We start from the raw sequence: 23219 nt of genomic DNA on the forward strand, positions 1-23219 counted from the left end.
TTGCGCTTCACTGTAGCACCCTCGCCGTCCTCAACGCGCCGTGAGCTGTCGTATCATAGTGAGGTTTACAAACATGTGGCTCAAGGCGACTGCGAGGCCCGCCCCGCAAACCGACCGCTGCCGCATACCGTACCGTACGCCCAACCGATCAGGAAGGCAGGAACCAATGGTCTCTCGTATCTACGTGGAGAAGAAACCCGGGTTCGACGTCGAGGCTCAGCAGCTCAAGGGCGAGCTGACCGAGATTCTCGGCATCAAGGGCATCGAGGCCCTGAGGATCATCAACCGCTACGACGTCGAGGGCATCGACGAGGAGCTTTTCCGCTCCTGCGTGCCGACCGTCTTTAGCGAGCCCCAGGTCGATGTGACCTACGACGAGCTCCCCGCAAGCGATGGCGCCATCTTTGCCGTCGAATTCCTGCCTGGCCAGTTTGACCAGCGCGCCGACTCCGCCAGCGAGTGCGTGCAGCTCATCAGCCAGGGCGAGCGCCCCGCCGTGCGCTCCGCCAAGGTCTATATGATCTCGGGCGCTCTGGACGAAGCCGCCGTCGAGGCCATCAAGCACTACGTGGTGAACCCCGTCGAGGCGCGCATCGCCTCGCTCGACCTGCCCAAGACACTGTACATGGAGACCCCCGAGCCTGCGCCCGTCGAGGTGCTCGACGGCTTCCGCGAGCTCGACGAGGCCGGCCTTGCCGCCTTTATCTCCGAGCGCGGTCTTGCCATGGACGAGGCGGACATCGCCTTCTGCCAGCAGTACTTCCGCGATGAGGATCGCGACCCCACCATCACCGAGATCCGCGTGATCGACACCTACTGGTCCGATCACTGCCGCCACACCACCTTTGGCACCGTCCTGGACGACGTGACGATCGACGACGCCGTGGTGCAGCAGGCCTTCGACCGCTACATGGAAATGCGCCACGAGCTCGGTCGCGACGCCAAGCCCGTCTGCCTCATGGACATGGGCACCATCGGCGCCAAGTACCTTAAGAAGACCGGCGTCATGACCGATGTCGACGAGTCCGAGGAGATCAACGCCTGCACCGTCAAGGTAAAGGTCGATGTCGATGGCGAGGACCAGGACTGGCTGTTCCTCTTTAAGAACGAGACCCACAACCACCCGACCGAGATCGAGCCCTTCGGCGGTGCCGCTACCTGCGTGGGCGGCGCTATCCGTGACCCGCTCTCGGGCCGCAGCTATGTGTACCAGGCCATGCGCGTCACCGGTGCCGGCGATCCCACCGTCCCGGTTTCCGAGACGCTCGAGGGCAAGCTGCCGCAGCGCAAGCTCGTGACCACTGCCGCCGCCGGCTACTCCAGCTACGGCAACCAGATCGGCCTTGCCACCGGTCAGGTCAACGAGCTCTATCACCCCGGCTACGTGGCCAAGCGTATGGAGGTCGGCGCCGTCGTGGGCGCTACCCCGGCAAACCACGTGCGTCGCGAGTGCCCCGCCCCCACCGACAAGATCATCCTGCTGGGCGGCCGCACCGGCCGTGACGGCATCGGCGGTGCCACCGGCTCCTCCAAGACTCAGAACACCGAGTCCATCGAGACCTCGGGTGCCGAGGTCCAGAAGGGCAACGCCCCGGTCGAGCGCAAACTGCAGCGTCTGTTCCGCCGCGGCGACGCCTGCCGTCTGATCAAGCGCTGCAATGACTTTGGCGCCGGCGGCGTCTCGGTCGCTGTGGGCGAGCTTGCCGACGGCCTGTATGTCGACCTGGACACCGTGACTAAGAAGTATGACGGCCTGGACGGCACCGAGCTCGCTATCTCCGAGTCCCAGGAACGTATGGCCTGCGCCGTCGCCGATGATGACGTCGAGGAGTTCATGGGCTACGCCGCCGAGGAGAACCTGGAGGCGACCGTCATCGCCGAGGTTACCGCCGAGCCGCGCATGCGCATGGCCTGGAACGGCGTCGCCATCGTCGACCTGTCCCGCGAGTTCCTCAACTCCAACGGTGCGCCCAAGCACCAGGTCGCCCACGTGTGCGCCCGTAGCGTGTGGCAGCCCAGCTGGGCCGGCACCACGCTTGCCGAACGCATGACCTCGCTTGTCACCGACCTCAACGTCGCCTCCAACAAGGGCCTTTCCGAGCGCTTCGACTCCACCATCGGCGCCGCGACCGTGCTCATGCCCTTTGGCGGCAAGACGCAGCTCACTCCGAGCTCTGCCATGGTCGCCAAGTTCCCCGTGGACGGCGAGACCACCACGGCGAGCGCTATGGCATGGGGCTTCAACCCCTACCTGATGGAGGCCGACCAGTTTGCCGGTGCCTACCTGTCCGTGGTCGAGTCCATCGCAAAGCTCGTTGCCTGCGGCTTTGAACACAAGCGCGCCTACCTCTCCTTCCAGGAGTACTTCGAGCGCCTGCGTACCGAGGCCGAGCGTTGGGGCAAGCCCATGGCAGCCGTCCTGGGCGCCCTTATGGCCCAGGTCGACCTGGGTGCCGGCGCCATTGGCGGCAAGGACTCCATGAGCGGTTCGTTTGAGGACGAGGCCGGCGAGCTCAACGTTCCGCCGACCCTGATCAGCTTCGCCGTGGCCGTTGGCAAGGCGGCCCGCGCTGTCTCCCCCGAGTTCAAGGGCCTGACGCACCGCGTCGTGCGCATCGCCCCCGCCACCTATGGTCAGGACTACCGCCCGGATGCCCAGCAGCTGCTCGCCGCGTTTGACGCCGTCGAGGCGCTCACCGCTACCGGCGACGCCCTGGCCGTCTCCACGCCCGGCTACGGCTGCGGCGCCGAGAGCCTCTTTAAGATGTGCGTCGGCAACCAGATCGGTATCGAGCTTGCCGAGGATGTGGACGTGGAGAGCCTCTTCACCCCGCTCTACGGCAGCTTTATCGTCGAGCTCGCCGATGACGCCGAACTGCCCGAGGTCGCCGACGGCGTTGTCGTCGAGCCCCTGGGCACCACCGTTGAGGGTTACGTCATCGATACTGGCTCCGAGGTCATCGAGCTCTCCGAGATTCAGGAGGCCTGGGAAAGCGGCATCGAGAGCGTCTTCACCTACCGCAGCGCCGGCAAGACCGCCGAGGTCGAGACCATCGACTTCCGCGCCAAGGACATCCACGTGTACGGCGGCGCCAAGATCGCCCGCCCGCGCGTGATCATCCCCGTGTTCCCCGGCAACAACTGCGAATACGATAGCGCCCGTGCCTTCCGCGCCGCCGGTGCCGAGGCCGACACCTTCGTGATCAACAACCTCACGCCCGAGGCCGTCGCCGAGAGCACCCACGAGCTTGCCCGCCGCATCCGCGAGAGCCAGATCGTCATGATCCCCGGCGGCTTCTCGGGCGGCGACGAGCCCGACGGCTCCGCCAAGTTCATCACGGCGTTCTTCCGCGCTCCCGAGGTCACCGAGGCAGTCCGCGACCTGCTCAAGGCCCGCGACGGCCTGATGCTGGGCATCTGCAACGGCTTCCAAGCCCTGATCAAGCTCGGTCTGGTGCCCTACGGCGACATCGTCGACGCCACGCCTGATGCGCCCACGCTGACCTTTAACACCATCGGTCGTCACCAAAGCCGTCTGGTGCGCACTCGCATCTCGTCCAATCTGTCCCCATGGCTGTCGCAGTGCAGCCTGGACGACCCCTACACCGTCGCCATCAGCCACGGCGAGGGCCGCTTTGTCGCCAATGACGAAGTGCTCGCCCAGCTGATCGCCAACGGCCAGGTCGCCACGCAGTACGTGGGCGAGAACGGCAAGCCCAGCATGGATCTCTCCGTCAACCCCAACGGCTCCGCACTCGCCATCGAGGGCATCACGAGCCCCGACGGCCGCGTCCTGGGCAAGATGGGCCATGCCGAGCGTCGCGGCGACAACCTGTACCGCAACGTGCCCGAGCATGTCCCCGGCGACAAGTTCATGCCGATCTTTGAGAGCGGCGTAGCCTACTTCGCTTAAAGCTTTCCCATCGGGTACAATCCCCTCGGGTAACAACACCCGCCACCGGCACTCCCGGTGGCGGGTTCTTTTTTGCTTCGCGCATATAGGAAGGACATCATGGAAAGCCGCAAGCCGTATCTCGCCACCCTGCCCGGACTCATCCTGGGCTGCCTCGTCTGCTGCGCGCTCTGGGGCTCCGCCTTCCCCTGCATCAAGATTGGCTACGGCCTCTTTGGCATCCCCGCGCACGATAGCGCCTCGCAGCTGCTCTTCGCGGGTCTGCGCTTCACCCTTGCCGGCATGCTGGTCATTGTTGGCATGAGCGTGACCCAGCGCCGTCCGCTCGTTCCGCAAGCGCGCGACATCAAGCCCATCCTCACGTTGTCGCTCTTCCAGACTATCGGCCAGTACTTCTTTTTCTACCTGGGACTCTCGCGCGCCAGCGCCATGTCGAGCTCCATCATCGAGGCCAGCGCCAACTTCCTCGCAATCCTCTTTGCCGCCCTGGCATTTCACACCGAAAAGCTCGATGTGGCCAAGGTGCTCGGCTGTGTGCTGGGCTTTGCCGGTGTCGCGCTCGTCAACCTTTCGGGCGCGGGCGGCACCTTTGGCTTTACGCTCGACGGCGAGGGCTTTATCTTGGCTTCCACGGTTGCGGGCGCCCTGTCGACCTGCCTGATCGGCATCTTCTCGCGCGAGCACAACGGCGTCTTACTTGCCGGGTGGCAGTTCTTGGTCGGCGGCCTGGCCCTCACCGCCATCGGCCTTTTGATGGGTGGCGCGCTCTCCCCCACGGCGATTGCCCCCGCCATCGCGCTCATCATCTACATGGCGCTGCTCTCCGCAGTAGCCTACTCGCTGTGGTCGCGCCTGCTTGCCGTCAACCCCGTCAGCCGCGTCTCGGTCTTTGGCTTTATGAACCCCGTCTTTGGTGTGCTGCTGAGCGCGCTGCTGCTCGGCGAGGGCGCTGGCACGAGCCCCGTTACCGTCATCGTTGCCCTGCTCTTGGTCTGCGGCGGCATCATCATCGTCAACAAACCTAAAAAGGCCTAGCGAGCTCACCTTTTTAGAGAGGTTGTTCGCACACTTTAGCTTATTGGAGCACATCGGCGAGCTGAAGGCCACCACGCACGCAAGCGTGCGCCCCTTTTTCTAGCGTATCTGGACGCCGGCTTTCTTTTTCTCGGCCTTGACGCGGTAGAGCTCCGCGTCGGCAGCACGAAGCAAGTCTTGCCAGGTATCGACGCCATCACCAACCCGTGCGTAGCCGATGGACATCCGCAACAGATACGGAACCTCGACGCGCGCGAGCTCGTCGTTGATTGTCGCGCACAGATGCATGATATCCTGTTCCGCCACTGCCTTTTGGAGCACCACGAACTCATCGCCACCATAACGTGCGATAAAGCCGCCAGACGCCGAGCAGACTTCTTTGAGCGCAGCGGATATGACCTGAAGAGCGCGGTCGCCCTCCACATGCCCATAGCGATCGTTAATCTGCTTAAAGCCGTCGGCGTCCATCATAAGCAGATATACATCTTCGGCCTGATCCACATTTGAGAAGAGCGACAGCATATAGGTCTCAAAACGGTTGCGATTGTTAAGTCCAGTCAACGGGTCGGTCGAGATGAGCTGCTCCTGGTAGATGATGTAGAGCAGCAACATGCTAATCATTATGCCGACACAAAGGCCGGGCACCGAGTATACGACCTGAAAGGTACCGCCCACCAGGGCCGGAATGGCGAAAAATGCCAAGGTTCGATAGATGGCCTTCGTCTGCAGGCTCTCGACCCTGCGAGATTGCACAAACGCATGCAGGGACGTATGTATAACGTAACAGTAGCTGACGATGGGCTGGATCATATAGGCAAAGCCGCGACGATACACGCCCTGCGAATCGATATAGAACAGGGCGTGCGTCCAGTAACTGGTAAACGCCAGCACGACCACCAGAGCCGTAGGCAACGCTACAAGCGCCACCCTATAGCGCGAGGTCAAAAGGCGAGAACCCTGTACCGTCTCGGAATAGATAAACCAAATGAGACACGCGATAGCAAAGAGCGAAAACGAAACCGCGTTGGAAATCCAGTTGGCAGCAATGCCCAACGTGCCGTCCACACCGTCCGAAAGCGTCCAGATCATATCGAATAATATGTACGCGGCAGAGGTGTAGCCAAGCATGCTAAACATTAGCTGCTGGGTGCTCGAGAACAAGGAGCGACGACTTCGCACGGCAAGCCCGATAAGAACAATCATGCATAGCACGAATATCTCAATCTTGAGTGCCTTAACCACTAGCGCCATCCCTTCAATATCCAAGTGGTCAGAATCGCCCAATTCGAATCAGGGCAATAAACACCCCTTTACTCCGCAGGGGTAAAGGGGATAATAGCAGAGCGCCCGAACATCACTGCAAAACAGTTTCTGTTCGGGCGCCCATACGGCGCGAATTGCACACGCCGGCATCATTGATGGGTATCGATTGCTACTCGCCATCGATGTCAGTCGCGACGGCCTCCTCGATGGCCTCGACACCGACAGGCGACAGATCCTCCTTGCCTTGGCAGAACTTCTTGTCGACCCAGCCAGTCAGAATCGGAGCCATGATCGCCGTGATGATAACGGCGGTGGCGATCTGAGCGTACGCGGTGGGCGCAAGCTCGGCGTAGCGCGGTGCGACCTCGGCGAGGGCAACCGGTGTGGTCATAGCCGTGCCAGCAATGGTGGAGCAAGCCACAGCGGCCTTGCCGTTGCCGCCGCACAGACGCTCGAACGCAAAGGTGATGGGACCGACGACAAACAGCGTGACAAGGCCCAGCAAGATGCCGGAAATACCGCCGGTGATAAAGCTCGACAGGCTCATGGACGCACCGAGCTGAAATCCGATGACGGCAATCGCGGGATTGGCACCGGGAACCAGCAGGTTCTTGATAAACGGGAACAGGTTGCCCAGAACCATGCCGATAACGAGTGGCAAGATGGAGCCGATAATGGTGCCAATGGGAATGTTGGCGAGGCCGGAAACACCGAGGATGATCATCGTGACGGCGGGGCCAGCCGTAAAGAACAGGATACCGACGGCGCCCTGCTCGGACTCATCGCCGAACTCGCCCATGATGCCCGTATAGAGCGCCATGTTGCAAAACGTGATGCCGCCGATGATAGACACGGAGCTCAGACCCAGGAAGTTGTCGTTAAAGAAATATGCCACGCCCAGGCCGAGAGCCGCTGCGACGACCAGCTTGGGGATCAGCACGACGATACCGGTCTTGATGGCACCCGGCGTGGACTTAAAGCTGATGCCGGCGCCCACAAACAGCAGGATCGCGGCGACGATGGTATTGGAGCCACCGCGGCAGGCAGCCGTAAAGAAGCCGCCGATCTCAAAAACCTGCGGGCAGAAGGTGTTGAGCAAAAGACCGACGATCATCGGATAGATCATGATGTCGCCCGGGATGCGCGGGACCTTGAATTTCTTTTGCTCGTTGGCGGTCGCTTCCTGTGCCATGAAACCCCCATTTCCGCTGACGGGGTACAAAAGCCCACGTCACGCTTTGCTACAGTAAAGTTTGACCATGGTACCAGAAGAAATAGACCAGCTCGGTGAAAAATTCGACAAGTTGGGATGGAACGAGACTCGGCGCCCGCGACGCCACCCCTATATAAGGCTCAAGACGATATAGAGTACGATGCCCGAGACGCAGCACCACAGCATCGATTTTGTCTTGACCGTCACGACCACGACGCCGGCGGCCGCAATCCAGGGAACCAAGGCAGGCCAGAGCCCCGCGTCGAACGCGCCGGGACTCACCAAGTCGTTGGCGACCAGCGCGGCAAAGGCAGCGGGCGGGATATAGCCCAGGGCCTCGGTAATGCGGGGCGACAGGGTCCGCCCGCGCAAGGCGAACGCCGGCGCGATGCGAAAGAACGCGATAGCAGCCCACGACGACAGCCACAGAACCAAGAACTCGTTAACGGGCATCGCGGGCACCTCTTCCGTCAAATACAGCATCGCACGCCAGCGCAATGGCAATGCCGACCACGACGCTTGCCGGCACGGCAATATTCGTGAGGCCCAAGAACTTGCATACGGCGACGGACACCGCGCCCGAAACCGCCGCGACAACGTTGCCGCGCGACAGCCGCTGCGAAAAGAGTAGACAGATAAAGAGCGACGTGCAGACGAAACTCGCAATGGCGGTGGGAACATCGACAACAGCGCCGACGATGGCGCCCATCGTACACGATACGCCCCATGTTGCGATAAGGATCACATTGAGCACAAAGGACTCGCGCGGGCCCCAATCCTCCCCTTCAACCAACTTGGCAAGCGAGATGACATATGCCTCCTCGGTAAGTGTCGCGGCAACAGCCAGCGTCTGACGCTTCGAGGCACCCGTCAGATGCGGCGCGATCGATGCCGAGTAAAGCGCAAAGCGCGAGGAGATGGCAGCAACGCTCGCGACGATCGATGCTGCAGGCACGCCCGCCAGCCACAGGTTGCAGATCATAAACTGGCCGCTGCCCGTCACAAACGTGCCGCTCAGGGCAAAGACCATCCAGGGCTCCATTCCCGTCTGCCCCATGATCATTCCGCACGGCGCGCCTATTGCAACATAGGTAAGCATCACTGGCCAGACGATTTTAAAGATCCTAAGGACCATGCCACTCCCATTCTGGTAAGTCGTCTGCATCGCGCCTCGCAACGCAGCAGAAATATCAACCGGTGGCAATAAAGTTCGCCTACAATTGCCACCGGATCGAAAGACGCAACTTTTTAGGAAGTCATTATGACAGCTATCGATCGAGACCGGGCGCGCGCGGCCTTCAAAAGCTACACCGATGCCTACGACGCCACCAACCCACGCATCGCGCTCAAAATCGAGCATACGTACCACGTGGCCGAGGCATGCGATGCCGTAGCGCGCGAGCAGGGCTGGTCGTCAGAAGATATTGACTTGGCGTGGCTTTGCGGCCTGCTACACGATATGGGCCGCTTTGAGCAGCTGCGGCGCTGGGACACCTTTAAGGACGCCGAGAGCATGAGCCATGCAACACTGGGCGTCGAGGTCCTCTTTGGCGAGAATCCCGCCGATGCACCCGCCGTAACGAGCATCCGCGACTTTATCGATGACCCGGCAGAAGATGAGCTCATCCGAGCGAGCATTGCCTATCACAGCGATTTCCGTCTACCCGCACAGCTCGACGAGCGCACACGGAGCTTCTGCGATATCGTGCGCGATGGCGACAAGATCGACATTATGCGCACCATCGCCGACAGCACCGTCGACACCATCCTCAAAGTGGATGAGGACACGTTTCTTGCCAGCCACTTCTCGACACCGGCGCTTACCGCCTTTAACGAGCACCGCTGCGTCACGCGCGATGAGCGCGATGAGCCCGCCGACTTCTTGGTGGGGCTTATCTGCTTTATGTTTGAGCTCGTCTATCCGGCAAGCCGCGCGCTGGCGCGCGAGCAGGGCGATATCTACCGCCTGCTCGACGCGCCCTTTGGCATTACGCGGCCCTTTACCGACCCCGCCGCGCATGCAACCTGGAGCCGCCTTAAGGACGAGCTGCGCCGCTGGCTGGCAAGCGCTTAGCACTCGAGCTGAACCAGCAGCTCCTCAACGATCTCAACGGCATCGCCGACGACCTTGTACTGGGCGGCACCAAAGATGGGGGCATCCGGGTCCTCATTGATGGCGACAATGCACTCCGCCCCACCGATGCCGGCGAGATGCTGGATAGCACCCGAGACACCGATGCTCACGAGGAGCTTGGGCGAGACCGATACACCCGTCTGGCCAATTTGGTGGCAATACTCCAGCCAGCCGGCCTCCACCACGGGGCGCGTGCAACCAAGCTCGGCACCCAGGGCATCGGCGAGTTTTCGCATCAGGGGCAGATTCTTCTTGGAGCCGATACCGCGGCCCACCACGACCAGACGCTCGGCGTCGGCAATCGATGCCTGCTGTCCCCACTCCTCGGCGGGAATCGAGATCTCGACACGGGCCTTAACGTCATCCGCAAGCACTACCTGGGCAATCGTGCCGGAGCGGCTATAGTCAAACTCGGGCGCCTTAAAGATGCCGGGGCGCACCGTTGCCATCTGAGGACGGTGGTTGGGGCAGATAATGGTGGCCATCAGGTTGCCGCCAAACGCCGGGCGCGTCTGCTGCAGCAGACCCGTCTCCGTATCCATCGAAAGCACCGTGCAATCGGCCGTAAGGCCCGTCTGCAAGCGCACGGCCACACCGGGCGCCAGCTCGCGACCAAAGGCGGTCGCGCCGTACAGAATGGCCTCGGGCTTGCGCTCGGCCACCAAATCGCAGATCAAGCGGGCGTAGACCTCCGCGTCGTTCTGACGCAGGCGCTCGTCACGACAGACCAGAACTTCGTCCGCACCGGCGCAAATCAGATGCTCCAGGTCCCCGAGTGAGCCCTCGGGGCTCATGCCGACCAGTGCCACCAGACGGCAGCCGCGGGCATCGGCAAGCTCGCGCCCCTTGCCCATGAGCTCGAAGGCCACGGATGCCACGGCGTCGTGCTCGTCAGTTTGCACGAAGATCCAGATGTCTCGATATGCGTCAAGGTCTGCCGCGCCGGCGGCCTCGTCGCGCTCAATCGAGATGGCGTTGACGGGGCAGGCGTCGACGCACCCACCGCACAGGATACAGCCGTCGGTTACGCGGGCACAGCGATTGGGGCGCTCACCCTCCACCACAATGCCGCCCGAGGCGCAGGCGCGAACGCAGCGACCGCAGCCGATACAGGCTTCGCTATCGATAATCAGCCCGCTCATCTATGCCATCCCCTCGATAATCTTGGCAAGTTTTACCGCCTGCTCGGACGCCGTTCCCTCAACGGCCTCGCACGTTTGGTCACGGTCGGGCACAAACGAGCGCACGACCTGCGTCGGTGATCCGGCAAGGCCGCAACGCGAGGGATCGGCGTTTACGTCGGCAGCGCTGGCCACGCGCACGTCTGCATCCTCGGCCGCGCGAATACCGGCAATACTCGGCATGCGCAGCTGGCCAATCTCCTTGGCGGTCGTCATCGCACACGGCATCTCCAGGTACACCGTCTCCTCGCCGGCATCGCAGCCGTGGACGAGCGCCAGCGAGCCACACGTCGTAAATCCCGCGCTCTGCACACAGCTCACGTCGGTCACGCAGGGGATCTCAAAGGCGCCGGCCAGCTCGGGGCCGATCTGGGCCGTATCGCCGTCCACTGCCATCTTGCCGCAGATGAGCAGGTCAAAGTCCTCATCGAGTGCCTCGATGCCGCATTTGAGGGCATAGGTGGTGGCTAGGGTATCGGCACCCGCAAAGGCTCGGTCGGTCAGCAGCAGCGCGTCGTCGGCACCGCGGGCGATGCAGTCGCGCAGCAGCGATTCGGTCGCGGGGATACCCATCGACACCACCGTCACACGCACGTCCATGCCAAAGCCGATAAAGTCGTCCTTCAGCGTTAGCGCACATTCGAGGGCACTTGCATCGAAGGGATTAATGACCGCCTGCTTGCCATCACGCACGATAGTATTGGTCTTGGGGTCCATCTTGACCTCGGTGCTTCCGGGCACCGCCTTGACGCACACCACCATATGGAAATCACTCATCTTCACGCGCCCCCTTTCTGGACGAGTTCATCCAAGAGCTTCTCCGTAAACAGGTTGCCGCGACCCAGCTGACCGGTAGGATCGAGCTGGAGTTTGAGACGCACCGACTCGACCATGGCCTCGTGGCCGTACATCGTCTCCAAGAAGCCCGCCTTGATCTTGCCGACGCCGTGTTCGGCAGAAACGGCACCGCCCATGGCCGTGACCTCGGAAGCCCACTGGGCAAAGAGCTCTCCACCACGACGGTAGTCTTGCGCATCGCGCGGCAGGATGTTCACATGCAGATGGTTGTTCCCGATGTGTCCCCAGGCAGCAGACTCAAGCCCGCTTTCGGCCAGCGTGCGGCGATAGAGGGCAACGACATCGGCAAGGCGTGCATTGGGCACCGACATATCCGATCCCAGCTTGGTAATGGTGGGGTCGGTGCGGCGACGCTCGTCAATGAGCATGTTGACACTCTCGGGGACCGCGTGGCGGAAGAACCGCTGGCACTCGCGATCGACTTCGGTGCGGGCGACCCATGTCGCATCGTCGCGGCCGCCCGCAAGCTCCAGCACCCATCCCAGGTGGTACAGCTCCTCGGTCGCCTGCGCCTCGTCATCGCAGTCGAGCTCCACGTAGACACAGACCTTTGCCTCGTCGTCGAGCGCCGGCAGCGAGGCAAACGCGGTCGACTGCTCGCGCTGGCGGCGAAGGATATCCAAGGCGCCGGCATCGAAATACTCAATAGCGGCGGCATGGGACAGCACGGGGCGCACGGAATCGGTAAAGGACACCGCCTTGTCCTCGCTATCGAAAAAGCAACTCACACCCCATACGACCGAAGGTGCCGCCTGCAGGGCGATCTCGAGCTCGGTAATGACGCCGAGCGTGCCGCACGCACCGATAAAAAGATCGATGGCGTCCATATCGTCCGCAACAAAATAACCCGAGGCATTTTTGGTCTTGGGCATGGTGTAGTCAGGAAGATCAAGCTCGAGTGTATGACCCTCTGCCGTCACAAGCGACAGGTGGCGGCCCTGGGCAAAAGCCTCGCCGCGCTGAAGCTCAAGCAAATCGCCATCAGCCAGCGCGACGTGGAGTCCCGTGATATGCGGGCGCATGGGACCGTAAGCGTAGCTGCGGGCGCCGGAGGCGTTGCATGCCGCCATGCCGCCCAGACAGGCAGATGCCTCGGTGGGATCGGTGGGAAAGAACTGCTCGGGGGACTCTTGGAACTCCTCGTAGGCCTCAAGCGATGCCTGGTCCCAACCAGCGGTCGGCAGTACCTTCTTGCTCAGCTGCTTACGCAGCTCCGAGAGCACAACGCCCGGCTCCACGCGCAGCAGAAATTGGCCTTGTTCATCGCGGCGAAGGCCCAAGTAGCGATTCATACGGGAAGTATTGAGGATATGCCCACCGTGGGGCACGGCACCGGCGGCAAGGCCGGTTCGGGCGCCCTGAACCGTTACCGGGACACGCTCGGCATGGAGCGTTTCCAAAATGGCACGGACCTCGTCTTCCGTTGTCGGAAACGAGATGCTCGATGCTTCGCCCGATGCGCGAGATTCATCGCGGCCATACTCTTCGAACTCGTCGGTGAAGGGTTTGATGGTTGCAGACACGCGAACTCCCCCTTTAGCTAACTACAGTGTTTGCAGGGAGATGTTACCGCATCGTTTCGTCGACGTGTTCGAGACCGTCTCCATAATTGGCGATTTTTACGTTCGTGCAATTCGGCGAGCGGCAAGGTTTCCTCGGCAGACGATGCTTTTGACACATATCGCCCCGCCGTCGCCGATCGCGTAAATGTCGCTCGAAAAAAGTTGAAGTAATTATTACTGCCTTTTACCTGCGGAGATGTCAATCCGTCAAGCATTTGGTCAGAAATTGGTCAAGTAGCGGCTGATACGGTCGGCGTCGACAGCCAAAACCAATGGAAGTTTTGGTCCCAGAAGCAGGGAGGTTCCCATGGCATATTACTGGCCCCAGTACGGCGTCGCCATCGAGGTCGACGACGATCCCTATCTCCTGTCTTTCGACGAAGAGGCGTTCCCCGATACGGCGGTCTACCACGTCACCACCGATGTTATCTGCGACCCCGAGTCGTTCTCGGCGCTCGCCCACCACATCGCGCGTATCCACGACATCGAGCTCCCTCACGACTTTGACGAGCTCATCTACTCGCGCCGCCTGATGCTTCACATGCTCTTTGGAGCGGACCCGTCCACGTTCGCACGTGTCTATACCACCAAGGACGCCGCATGAGTGCGAAGAAGCCGCCCCGTCTCGCAGGACTGGGGCGTCGCAAGAAACTCGTCGTTGTCTGCCTGGCTATCGTCTGCGCCCTCATCGCCGTAGGGCTATACGCCTGGCAGTCGCAGCCCGTGCCCGAAGCGGGCGCCTCAGTCACGACGGCAGAGGGTAAATCGCGACAAGAAATCCAAGATGAGCTCGATGCCATCGTCCGCGACAACATGATGACGATTTCGGTCGCGCCGGTCGCTCAGCTGCAGGAGGACGGCAAGCTGCGCGTCAACGTGCAAAACGTCCAAGACAATAAATTTCCCCAGCGATTCCGCGTCATCCAAAACGACGAGACCATGTACGAATCCGGCGTGGTCGAGACCGGCAAGACAATCGAGACGTGCCCCGCCGGCGACATCAAGGAAGGCGAGGCGTACATCGAGATTCAGGCACTCGATGCCAAGACCCTCGACAGCCACGGCAATCCGACACGTGTCAAGGTACGGGTTGAGCAAACCGAGAACTAGCTTTTTCAGCCGACGCGGCACCGCGCGCAATTCACCAGCATTCGTCCAATCATCGCGGGGACGGCCCGCGGCGAATAGAAAGGAACGACCATGGACATCACCAGGAACATGAACGGAGCCAGAGCGCTCGTCGTGGGCGCAGGGCTCGCGCTCGCGCTCGCAATGGGCGCCGCCCCGACGCCAGCTATGGCAGCCGGGCGCGTTGGAACCACAAAGGTAATGGTCAGGACCGAGATCGACAACGTTGAGTTCAAAGTTCCGACGGTTATTCCCTTCGTCGCCAAGGCCGACGGCACGCTTCAGGGCCCCTCAGAAGACGCGACCACCATCGACAATCATTCGGCCTACGGCATCCATGTCACCAACATGAAGATCGACGCCATGAACACCTGGACCATTGCCGCCGATGCCAAGGCCGGAACCGCGCAGAACTCCATCGACTTTAAGGTCGGCCCCGACGGCGCACTCCAGAACGCCAGCGCCGCAATGCAGGGGACGGGCCTCGATCTTTCCAAGAATGCAGCCTTCGACATGGGCTACCAGGGCATTGCCGGCGGCACGGACAAAATTAAGCTCAAGACAAGTGGAAACGTCGCCCGCGTCACGCGCGACATCTTCCACGTAACCGGCGAAGGCGATCAGGTTGCAACGATCACCTGGACGGTCGAGCCCGGTGCGCACACGGCATAAGGCCGTCGCCCTGGCCGCCGCCGTCAGTATCCTAGCGTTTGGGCCAGCCATGGCCTTTGCCCAGCAAGAACAGGCGCAGGCCGCCACGCAAGTGACGGTCGACCTCTCGGAGCTCGACCGCGGCAACCGCGAGGAACCGTTGGCACAGACAGACGACAGACGATGGCTCTTGGCAGCAGGCGCCACGGCAGCAGGCGCGGGAACCGCCGGCCTCGGTCTGCACATCAAACGCAGCCAGAAACGAAACACGGACAGGCCGCACTAAATTAGCTAAGGAGACCCCATGGCATCGAAGAACCTTTTGCCCGTCGTCGCACTCTGCGGCGCGCTCGCAACCGGAACGCCTGTCGCCGCTTGGGCGACTCCCGTCATGGCAGGCTCCTTACCATCAGCCCTAAGCTCCGCACCAAATCCGTCGAGCGCCATTGTGTGCAAGCGTTTCTCGATCGCACAGGCAGCAATCTCAACCTCGGGATGCCTTCGTCGTAATACGGATGGCTCGATAGTCGTGGATATCAATCGTTCGAACAAGGCAAACGGCTCCCAGGCGGGGTGCGCCGTCTGCACATGGCGCTCGGTTGCGCTCGATGCAGATGGCGATTCATGCAATTTAGAGCTGCGCATCGACATCGCTTCGGTCGATGACTCGGCGAACGGAGCGAAGGTCGCCTTCGACGGTGCGTTATTCGAGAAAGGAGGCGGTATATGTCTGGGCTGCGCCGCCGCGAATGCAGACGACACGCAGCCCACCCTCTCATTCACGGCATCGTTGCGGCTGACCAAAGCCGGCACCGATGCCATCGCGGCGGGAGAAGCATCCCTGCTGCTCTACGCCGTCAGCACCAAAGACACAGACGCTCATTTCGAGAAGCCAGCCGGATCACTCAGCCTTACACGAGGGACAGAGGCAGGCCCTATTGAAGTCGATACCCACGCGCAAAGCAGGCAACGCATTCTTGCCGACCCGGCGCTTCTCGAGATGGAGTGGAACGGATCCGGAGCCGTCGGAATTCTCCCCTCCGCGCTTAACGCCAAGACGCTCCCCTCAAACGACGAACCCATCAACGCAACCATACAAGAAGGGAGCACGGACAAAGAAGCAGGTGCGGGCGACACGCCGTCGCCGACAAACAGCGTCCCAGCTTCTTTCGAAGCACCGAATGAGCCCGCTGCCAATCCAAACGATCCCGAGCTCGCGGACAGTCTGGGGCTTGCTGATCCTCAGGAGATCGATGAAGGTAACTGCTGCGTGCTTGCCGCCCTCGACCACACAGAGGTCATCGACGCCGCGAACATCGAAGTTGCCGCCGCCAATCAGCCCGTCCGCAAGTCGGCCATCATCGCATTTCCCGAATCCATCGAAGTCGTCTTTTTGCCATCGGGCGAGGTCGTGGCCCCAACACTGCTCACCTTGTTGGGCGCCAAGAATACTCGAAACGAAATTAAAAAGGTCACGGTTGTCGACCCTGCAACCACCGCTAAACTGCGTCTATACGCCGTTGCCCCAGACGGAAGCAAGACCTTGGAATTCGATGGCGACACACTTCTAGCCTGGCGACGTCTGGACATTATGCAAGACGTCTCGTATCAGATCGAACTCGAAGGGTTTGATCGTGCCCGCGATGCCAATATCATCGCCGCTGCTATTGAATCCCCACAGCGGCTTATGACACTGCGCTTTGACTACTATCCCTATGTCCCGACAACCACCTGAGGCTTAAATGCTGCGCATCATTCCTAATACCACTTATATAACGTATTAGATGAGTCGCGATGTGCCTCGCATTTCGTTCTGCTACGATTGCCACGTTGGCATCAATACAGGAGGGCTCATGCCGGGCTTGGGAACAATCATCAACGTTGCGCTTTTAGTTGCGGGCGGTCTTTTGGGATTAGCGGGCGGCCGCTTCATTACACCGCGCATCCAAGACACGCTCATGAAAGCATCGGGGCTGTGCGTCCTGTTTATCGGCCTGGGCGGCACCATGCAAAAGATGCTCATCATCGATGGAAAGGCGCTAGCGACCACCGGTACCACCATGCTCATCGTCTCATTTGCGCTCGGTTCGCTCATCGGCGAGGCCATCAACTTGGAGGCCGCCATCGAGAACCTTGGCGAATGGCTCAAGCGCAAGACTGGCAGTGAGGGCGATAACGAGTTCACCAACGCTTTTGTCTCGACTTCACTCACCGTGTGCATCGGCGCCATGGCCATTGTGGGATCGATCCAGGACGGCCTGCTCGGCGACTGGTCAACGCTTGCCCTCAAGGGCGCACTGGACTGCATCATCGTCTGCACCATGACGGCCTCGCTTGGCCGCGGCTGTATCTTCTCCGCCCTGCCCGTCGCCGTGTTCCAGGGGACGATCACGTTGTTTGCCGGCGCGCTCTCCCCCATCATGACCACAGCTGCCCTCAACAGCCTTTCGCTCGTAGGCTCCATGCTCATCTTCTGCGTCGGCGTCAACCTCATCCGTCCTCAGACCTTCCGCACGGCCAATATGCTTCCCTCCGTCGTCATCGCCGTCATCTACGCCCTCCTGTTCTAAATCTATCAACGCAGCGGTATCTCGAACATCTGTTTGATGCTGTGCTATGATATGAGGTCACCGTAGCTGCGTTCGAGAGGAGGAGCGGTGGCCGACCAGGACATCAAGATGCTCATCGAGCGCATTATGGCCGAGGCCCGGACCCATCAGTCCGCCCGCTTCTCAAACGAAATCTACGCAGACGAGCCGATTCTCAAAACCGGCCGACAGATGCAGAATTTCCTCCCCGACCAGTACCGTAAAATGCGCGAGATATCGCGCTGGCAGGATGACCCCAAGGGCGGTGCGGGCCGCTGGCTTTCGGAAGCCGAGCTTTTTTACCGCCAGGGCCTGCTGATGGCCGACTTTGAGGACGACTGTCCCTACAACGGCACCTTTAAGTCGTACTTTCCCACCTACAACGCCATGAGCGACCGGCAGCTGCGCGGCTACTTTACCTGGCGTGCCCAAGTGCGCCGCGGAACCGTCGAGGAAACGTCTACGTCCTTTGCCTTTCTGTATCTCTATGAGCTGATCTGCGGCATTGGCGTAGATAATCCACTCGATGGTTTTAACAAGATCAAGGCTTTTTGGGATGTCTATCGCGCCTTCGAGCCCGGCATCGACCGGTTTGCGCGCGTGTGGCTGCAAGATTACGCCGTGTTCCACGGGCTCGACCCCAAGCTGCTTCGCGACTCTAAAACCGTCATGTTCGATAACGCCCTTATCGAACTGCGGCGCGCGGCACGAGACCTTGTACCGGCACCGGCGCCGTCCGGCCAGACCCCTAAGCGTCGCAAAACCTCCGAGCCCACGCTCCCCCTTCCGCCCGATGAGGTGCGCGAGGAGCGACTCATGGCCGCCATCAACGCCCTCTCCACGTACAACCTAAGTAGCTCGCGGCTCGACCGCAGCCACCACCGCGATCTGCGCCACGTGGCCTGCGCCGTGTATGTCCGCATGGCGCGCTACTATGACACGCACCGAAAGACCGGCATCGTGGCGAGTTTATTTGGGGAGGAGACGGCCATGCCCTACACCATGTTTGCCTCGGCCGTATTCTTTGCGCCCGAGCGCCACGAGGACTGCGAATACCGCCTGGATCCTATCCATATCTACCGTTGCCAAAACGGCTTTTGGGAATGCATGCGTATCCACGGTAGTAGGCAAAAGAGCAGCAAGCTCGGTGAAATGATGCGCGCCTGCGACCAACGCTTGCGCCTGGCGCTGGACCCCGCCCATCCCCTTAAGGAAGAAAAGGTCCCCAAATATCTGGCCAAGATTATCGATGACGAGATTGTGGCATGGCTTTCGTGGGACGCCGCACATCAGCCCGTCAAGATCGATATCGATTTGAGCCAGCTGGGGCACATTCGGAGCGCTGCCGCACAAACGCGCGAAGCGCTTTTGATCGACGAGGAACGCGAGGACGGCGCGTCCGCAGAAGCCGAGGCAGCGGACTCAGGGCAACCGGAAGCCGAGCCCGTAGCCGACGCGACGGTCGAGGCGGTCGCGGCGGCCGCAGGGCAGGACGAGTCCGACGAGCCGACCATATCCACCGAACAGTTTGGTGTCGTGGCACCGCTTCTCGCGCCGACGCCCGCGTTCGCAGCTGCTGCGCCCGCTGACGCCACGAACGAACTCGCGCCCGCCGCAGACGCCTATCTCCGCGCGCTGCTCGAGCACAACGCAGTACAGGCGGAATCGGCGGTAGCGCAATCGGGGCAGAGCGAGGACATGCTCGTCGATACCATCAACGAGGCGCTCTTAGACCTGGTGGGCGACACCGTAATTGAATTTAGCGCGGCAGGGCCGCAGATTATCGAGGACTACGAAGCAGACGTGAGAGGATACCTAGACCATGAGTGATACCGCATCCGCAGCACCTCGCGTGCCCAAGCGCGTCGCTGCCGTCATTCTCAACTCGCTCAAGGGCGGCGTGGTCCCGCGCATCGGCCTTCCTTACATCACCGTAGGGCGCGAGGTCGAGATCCGCGCCCTGCTCACCGATCTGAGTCTCATCGCCGACGGCGGCGCGAGCTTCCGTTTTCTGGTCGGTCGTTACGGCGCCGGCAAGAGCTTTTTGCTCCAGACTATCCGCACGCACGCCATGGGCGAGGGATTCGTCGTCGCTGATGCCGACCTGTCGCCCGAGCGCCGCCTGCAGGGCGGTCAGGGACAGGGCCTTGCCACCTACCGCGAGCTCATCCGCAATTTATCGACCAAGACGCGCCCCGAGGGCGGTGCGCTCAACCTTATTCTGGATCGCTGGGTCGCCTCGTGTGCCGACGTCGACGAGTCGGTCGTCAATGCCCAACTGGCCCCGCTCGAGGAGATGGTCCACGGCTTCGACTTCACCCGCATGCTCCGCCGCTATCGCATGGCCGCATCCGGAGGCGACGAAGAGGCCATGAGCCGCGTGACCAAATGGATTCGCGGCGAATACCGCACCAAGAGCGAGGCACGCGCCGAGCTGGGCTCCTCGACCATCATCAGCGATGACGACTGGTACGACTACGTTAAGCTCATTGCGCGCTTTTTGGTCTGCAGCGGCTACAAGGGCATGCTGGTGCTCATCGACGAACTCGTGAATCTGTATAAGATTCCCAACGCCATCACGCGCCAATACAACTACGAGAAGATCCTGACCATGTACAACGACACGCTCCAGGGCAAGGCGCAGTACCTGGGCATGATCATGGGCGGCACGCCAACCTCCATCGAAGACCGCCGCCGCGGCGTGTTCTCCTACGAGGCCCTGCGCAGCCGACTCGCTCAGGGCCGCTTTGCGCGCGAAGACCTTAAGGACATGCTCGCGCCCATCATCCGTCTGCAGCCACTCACCTATGAGGAGTTGCTGGTCTTGATTGAAAAACTCATGCAAATTCACGCCGGCTACTTTGGCCGGACGCCCACGCTTACCGAAAACGACTTGGTGGACTTTCTCAAGATTGAGTTTGGCCGCGTGGGAGCCGACACGCATCTGACGCCGCGTGAGGTTATCCGTGACTTTATCGAGCTGCTCGATATCCTGTGTCAGAACCCCGGTGCAAATGTGGCCGAGCTGCTGCAAAGCGTCGGCGGCGACGCGCTGGCGCCGGCAGCCGCAACAGGCGACACCGGCACCGCAGGCGACGACCGCAACTTCGCCGAGTTCACCATCTAACCTACCAAAAAGGGACAGGTTTATTTTGGCAGGTTTTATCTGGGCAAACGTTGAAGCAGTAATGTAGCAAGCCACTGCCCGCCGCGTTGAGAAATTCGTTGTTGAAAGGAGGCCCCGTGAACGCCTTTGACCGCTACGCCCCGTTTATCCAAGACTTCATCTACTCCCACGATTGGGAGAGCTTGCGCTCTATCCAGGTTGCGGCGGCAGATGCCATCTTTAACACGCAGGACAATGTGCTCCTGACGGCATCCACGGCTTCTGGCAAAACCGAGGCAGCCTTCTTTCCCATCCTGACCGAGTTTTGGGAGAACCCGCCCGCAAGCGTGGGCGCCCTCTACATTGGTCCCCTCAAGGCGCTCATCAACGACCAATTCGTCCGCCTCAACGACCTGTGCGAAGAAGCCGATATCCCCGTCTGGCACTGGCATGGCGATGTCTCGCAATCACACAAGGCCAAACTCATCAAAAAGCCGAGCGGTATCCTACAGATTACGCCCGAATCGCTCGAGGCGCTCCTGATTCATAAGCACATGGCGATCCCTCGTATGTTTTGTGACCTGCGCTATGTAGTTATCGACGAAGTCCATTCGCTCATGCGCGGCGACCGCGGCGGGCAGACGCTCTGTCTTATCGAGCGCCTCTCGCGCATGGCAGGCGTGCAGCCCCGCCGCATCGGTCTGTCGGCAACCATCGGCGACCCCGAGCGCACGGGCACCTTTCTCTCGCAGGGAACGGGGCGCGACTGCGTTATCCCCCGTTTTGAGGAACCGCGCCGCGTGTGGCGCATCTCCATGGAGCACTTCTACAACTCGGGCCCCCAGGCTCAGCAACGAGGATTCGTAGGCAAAGGTCCACAAGAAGCCGAGGTGCTTGCTTGCGAGCGTATTGAGATAGCGGCGCCCGCGGCGCTGCCCGCATCCGGACAAGACATGCGCCACAGCGGACAGCTTACACAGGAAGAACGCCGTCAACGTCGCGAGCAGGCGCGGGGCAAGGCCGCTCCCAAAGTCCGTCGCACTTCCTCGGCCCCCGAGGGCGAAGTCGACATCCCACGAGCGACCGAGCAGGCACTTCTCAACCCCACCGACACGGCACCTGACAACGCCGACCCCGGTATGGGCTATATCTTTGAGCATACGCGCGGCCGCAAGTGCCTGGTCTTTGCCAACTCGCGCGAGGAGGCAGAGGCCGTGTGCTCCATGCTGCGCAGCTACTGCGAAAGCCGGCACGAGCCCGACCGCTTTCTCATCCATCACGGCAACCTTTCGGCATCGCTGCGCGAGACGGCCGAGGAACTCATGCGCGATGAGGAGCAGGCGCAGACAACCGTCACCACCTCTACGTTGGAGCTCGGTATCGATATCGGCCGCTTGGAACGTGCCTTTCAGATCGATGCACCGTTTACCGTCAGCTCCTTTTTGCAGCGCATGGGGCGCACAGGCCGTCGCGACCTTCCGCCCGAGATGTGGTTTGTCATGCGCGAGGAAGAACCCGAGCCGCGCACGATGATGCCCGAAACCATTCCCTGGAAGCTCCTGCAGGGTATCGCGCTCGTACAACTCTATCGCGAGGAAAAGTGGGTCGAGCCACCCGAGCTCGATCGTCTCCCCTACAGCCTGCTCTATCACCAGACTATGTCGACCCTCGCCAGCACCGGCGAGCTCACGCCGGCCGAACTTGCCCAGCGCGTGCTCACGCTCAGCTATTTCCACCGTGTCTCGGCAGACGATTACCGTGTGCTGCTACGTCACCTCATTAAGATCGACCATATCCAGGTCACCGAAGGTGGCGGGCTCATCGTGGGTCTCGCGGGCGAGCGCATCATCAACAACTTTAAGTTCTACGCCGTGTTTCAAGAAAACGAGGAGTTTACCGTCCGGAGCGAATCGGCCGAGCTGGGCACGATCGTTAATCCGCCCCCGCCCGGTGAGCGCATCGCCATCGCCGGCCATTGCTGGATTGTCGAGGAAGTGGACTGGAAGCGCCACACTGTCTTTGCCACGCAGGTCAAGGGCCGGGTGCCGGCCTACTTTGGCGACTGCCCCGGCGACATTAACACGCATGTGCTCGAGCGCATGCGCCAAGCGCTCACTGAGCACGCAGCATATCCGTACCTTATGGGTAACGCACGGGCTCGCTTGGCGCAGGCTCGTCATACCGCCGAGATTTCGGGCGCGGGAACTAAGCCGCTCATCAATCTGGGTGGCGACACCTGGGTGCTCTTCCCCTGGTTGGGCAGCTACGCCTTCCTAGCACTCGAGCGCATGCTTAAAATCAAATGCGCCGCTGAGCTGGGCCTTCGCGGACTCGACCCGTCACGCCCGTACTTTATGCAGTTTAAGATGAAGGCCGACGAGGAGACGTTCTTTGAGGTGCTCGCCGCCGAGGCCGAAAAGGACTTCGATCCCATCGAGCTCGTCTATCCTGGCGAGGTGCCTTACTTTGACCGCTACGACGAGTTTGTTCCCGAAGAGCTCGTGCGCAAGGGCTTTGCCGAAGGCGTGCTCGACATAGAGGGCATGAAGCAGCGCGTTCACGGCTGGCGCGACCACGCCTAAGACCA

At 61.2% G+C, this 23219-nt stretch carries 19 protein-coding genes; 12 read left to right on the plus strand and 7 right to left on the minus strand.

Translation table 11 applies throughout. The annotated features are described in order from the left end of the window. Window positions 1-166 precede the first annotated feature (166 nt). A complete protein-coding gene (locus ACEG18_RS06645) occupies window positions 167-3913 on the plus strand; it encodes a phosphoribosylformylglycinamidine synthase (RefSeq protein ID WP_372541868.1) in 3747 nt (1248 codons plus the stop codon). Between the two features lie 99 nt (window positions 3914-4012). Next, window positions 4013-4948, plus strand: a complete 936-nt coding sequence (locus ACEG18_RS06650; protein WP_372541870.1) for a DMT family transporter — start codon at window positions 4013-4015, stop codon at window positions 4946-4948. 99 nt (window positions 4949-5047) lie between these two features. Here the strand turns inward: ACEG18_RS06650 and ACEG18_RS06655 are convergent, their stop codons facing one another. From ACEG18_RS06655 to ACEG18_RS06670, 4 genes are all read right to left on the minus strand, one after another. Continuing rightward, window positions 5048-6190, minus strand: a complete 1143-nt coding sequence (locus ACEG18_RS06655) for a GGDEF domain-containing protein (RefSeq protein WP_372541872.1) — start codon at window positions 6188-6190, stop codon at window positions 5048-5050. Between the two features lie 190 nt (window positions 6191-6380). Further along, window positions 6381-7403 (minus strand): 2-keto-3-deoxygluconate permease, encoded by a 1023-nt coding sequence (locus tag ACEG18_RS06660; RefSeq protein ID WP_117645720.1) that lies wholly within the window; start codon window positions 7401-7403, stop codon window positions 6381-6383. Between the two features lie 150 nt (window positions 7404-7553). Then, entirely contained in the window at window positions 7554-7877 is a 324-nt protein-coding gene (locus tag ACEG18_RS06665; RefSeq protein ID WP_372541874.1) for an AzlD domain-containing protein, read from the minus strand. Beyond that, window positions 7867-8784: an AzlC family ABC transporter permease gene (locus tag ACEG18_RS06670; RefSeq protein ID WP_372541875.1), complete on the minus strand. Its 918-nt coding sequence runs from the start codon at window positions 8782-8784 to the stop codon at window positions 7867-7869. The genes ACEG18_RS06665 and ACEG18_RS06670 overlap by 11 nt, the downstream gene beginning before the upstream one ends. Here ACEG18_RS06670 and ACEG18_RS06675 point away from each other — a divergent pair. After that, window positions 8686-9498 (plus strand): HD domain-containing protein, encoded by an 813-nt coding sequence (locus ACEG18_RS06675; RefSeq protein ID WP_372541877.1) that lies wholly within the window; start codon window positions 8686-8688, stop codon window positions 9496-9498. The genes ACEG18_RS06670 and ACEG18_RS06675 overlap by 99 nt on opposite strands. Here the strand turns inward: ACEG18_RS06675 and ACEG18_RS06680 are convergent. The 3 genes from ACEG18_RS06680 to ACEG18_RS06690 are packed head-to-tail and all read right to left on the minus strand — an operon-like array spanning window position 9495 to window position 13120. Beyond that, window positions 9495-10700 (minus strand): FAD-binding protein, encoded by a 1206-nt coding sequence (locus tag ACEG18_RS06680; RefSeq protein WP_372541879.1) that lies wholly within the window; start codon window positions 10698-10700, stop codon window positions 9495-9497. The two genes, ACEG18_RS06675 and ACEG18_RS06680, sit on opposite strands and share 4 nt — an antisense overlap. Further along, a complete protein-coding gene (locus ACEG18_RS06685) occupies window positions 10701-11516 on the minus strand; it encodes an electron transfer flavoprotein subunit beta/FixA family protein (protein WP_099432744.1) in 816 nt (271 codons plus the stop codon). It abuts the gene before it with no gap. A gap of 2 nt (window positions 11517-11518) precedes the next feature. After that, complete coding sequence (locus tag ACEG18_RS06690) at window positions 11519-13120, minus strand: FAD-binding oxidoreductase (RefSeq protein WP_372541880.1); 1602 nt, start codon at window positions 13118-13120, stop codon at window positions 11519-11521. A gap of 346 nt (window positions 13121-13466) precedes the next feature. Between ACEG18_RS06690 and ACEG18_RS06695 the strand changes: the two genes are divergently transcribed. From ACEG18_RS06695 to ACEG18_RS06735, 9 genes are all read left to right on the plus strand, one after another. Then, complete coding sequence (locus tag ACEG18_RS06695; RefSeq protein WP_372541882.1) at window positions 13467-13763, plus strand: hypothetical protein; 297 nt, start codon at window positions 13467-13469, stop codon at window positions 13761-13763. Beyond that, window positions 13760-14269: a cell division protein FtsQ/DivIB gene (locus ACEG18_RS06700; protein ID WP_117582898.1), complete on the plus strand. Its 510-nt coding sequence runs from the start codon at window positions 13760-13762 to the stop codon at window positions 14267-14269. Before ACEG18_RS06695 ends, ACEG18_RS06700 begins: the two co-directional genes overlap by 4 nt. 90 nt (window positions 14270-14359) lie before the next feature. Beyond that, window positions 14360-14959: a hypothetical protein gene (locus ACEG18_RS06705; RefSeq protein WP_343001316.1), complete on the plus strand. Its 600-nt coding sequence runs from the start codon at window positions 14360-14362 to the stop codon at window positions 14957-14959. 49 nt (window positions 14960-15008) lie between these two features. Further along, entirely contained in the window at window positions 15009-15224 is a 216-nt protein-coding gene (locus ACEG18_RS06710) for a hypothetical protein (RefSeq protein WP_372541884.1), read from the plus strand. Window positions 15225-15242: 18 nt separating this feature from the next. Further along, complete coding sequence (locus tag ACEG18_RS06715; RefSeq protein WP_372541886.1) at window positions 15243-16673, plus strand: hypothetical protein; 1431 nt, start codon at window positions 15243-15245, stop codon at window positions 16671-16673. Between the two features lie 118 nt (window positions 16674-16791). Continuing rightward, window positions 16792-17508 carry a DUF554 domain-containing protein gene (locus tag ACEG18_RS06720; RefSeq protein ID WP_172622415.1) on the plus strand — a complete coding sequence of 239 codons (717 nt, stop codon included), beginning with the start codon at window positions 16792-16794 and terminating at the stop codon, window positions 17506-17508. An 87-nt stretch (window positions 17509-17595) separates the two neighbouring features. After that, window positions 17596-19356: a TerB N-terminal domain-containing protein gene (locus ACEG18_RS06725; RefSeq protein WP_372541888.1), complete on the plus strand. Its 1761-nt coding sequence runs from the start codon at window positions 17596-17598 to the stop codon at window positions 19354-19356. After that, window positions 19349-20653 carry an ATP-binding protein gene (locus tag ACEG18_RS06730; RefSeq protein WP_372541890.1) on the plus strand — a complete coding sequence of 435 codons (1305 nt, stop codon included), beginning with the start codon at window positions 19349-19351 and terminating at the stop codon, window positions 20651-20653. The genes ACEG18_RS06725 and ACEG18_RS06730 overlap by 8 nt, the downstream gene beginning before the upstream one ends. Before the next feature lie 116 nt (window positions 20654-20769). Next, a complete protein-coding gene (locus ACEG18_RS06735) occupies window positions 20770-23214 on the plus strand; it encodes a DEAD/DEAH box helicase (protein ID WP_372541891.1) in 2445 nt (814 codons plus the stop codon). Window positions 23215-23219: the final 5 nt, after the last annotated feature.

The sequence above is a fragment of the Collinsella aerofaciens genome (assembly GCF_041537385.1).
Taxonomy (GTDB): domain Bacteria; phylum Actinomycetota; class Coriobacteriia; order Coriobacteriales; family Coriobacteriaceae; genus Collinsella; species Collinsella aerofaciens_BV.

What these genes read in the sequence shown, in the direction of transcription:
- ACEG18_RS06730 (WP_372541890.1), top strand. Translation starts at nt 19,349, where the DNA reads ATGAGTGATACCGCATCCGCAGCACCTCGCGTGCCCAAGCGCGTCGCT.
- ACEG18_RS06720 (WP_172622415.1), top strand. Translation starts at nt 16,792, where the DNA reads ATGCCGGGCTTGGGAACAATCATCAACGTTGCGCTTTTAGTTGCGGGC.
- ACEG18_RS06710 (WP_372541884.1), top strand. Translation starts at nt 15,009, where the DNA reads ATGGCCTTTGCCCAGCAAGAACAGGCGCAGGCCGCCACGCAAGTGACG.
- ACEG18_RS06705 (WP_343001316.1), top strand. Translation starts at nt 14,360, where the DNA reads ATGGACATCACCAGGAACATGAACGGAGCCAGAGCGCTCGTCGTGGGC.
- ACEG18_RS06670 (WP_372541875.1), bottom strand. Translation starts at nt 8,784, where the DNA reads ATGCTCGATTTTGAGCGCGATGCGTGGGTTGGTGGCGTCGTAGGCATC.
- ACEG18_RS06715 (WP_372541886.1), top strand. Translation starts at nt 15,243, where the DNA reads ATGGCATCGAAGAACCTTTTGCCCGTCGTCGCACTCTGCGGCGCGCTC.
- ACEG18_RS06665 (WP_372541874.1), bottom strand. Translation starts at nt 7,877, where the DNA reads ATGCCCGTTAACGAGTTCTTGGTTCTGTGGCTGTCGTCGTGGGCTGCT.
- ACEG18_RS06695 (WP_372541882.1), top strand. Translation starts at nt 13,467, where the DNA reads ATGGCATATTACTGGCCCCAGTACGGCGTCGCCATCGAGGTCGACGAC.
- ACEG18_RS06650 (WP_372541870.1), top strand. Translation starts at nt 4,013, where the DNA reads ATGGAAAGCCGCAAGCCGTATCTCGCCACCCTGCCCGGACTCATCCTG.
- ACEG18_RS06660 (WP_117645720.1), bottom strand. Translation starts at nt 7,403, where the DNA reads ATGGCACAGGAAGCGACCGCCAACGAGCAAAAGAAATTCAAGGTCCCG.
- ACEG18_RS06685 (WP_099432744.1), bottom strand. Translation starts at nt 11,516, where the DNA reads ATGAGTGATTTCCATATGGTGGTGTGCGTCAAGGCGGTGCCCGGAAGC.
- ACEG18_RS06680 (WP_372541879.1), bottom strand. Translation starts at nt 10,700, where the DNA reads ATGAGCGGGCTGATTATCGATAGCGAAGCCTGTATCGGCTGCGGTCGC.
- ACEG18_RS06700 (WP_117582898.1), top strand. Translation starts at nt 13,760, where the DNA reads ATGAGTGCGAAGAAGCCGCCCCGTCTCGCAGGACTGGGGCGTCGCAAG.
- ACEG18_RS06675 (WP_372541877.1), top strand. Translation starts at nt 8,686, where the DNA reads ATGACAGCTATCGATCGAGACCGGGCGCGCGCGGCCTTCAAAAGCTAC.
- ACEG18_RS06645 (WP_372541868.1), top strand. Translation starts at nt 167, where the DNA reads ATGGTCTCTCGTATCTACGTGGAGAAGAAACCCGGGTTCGACGTCGAG.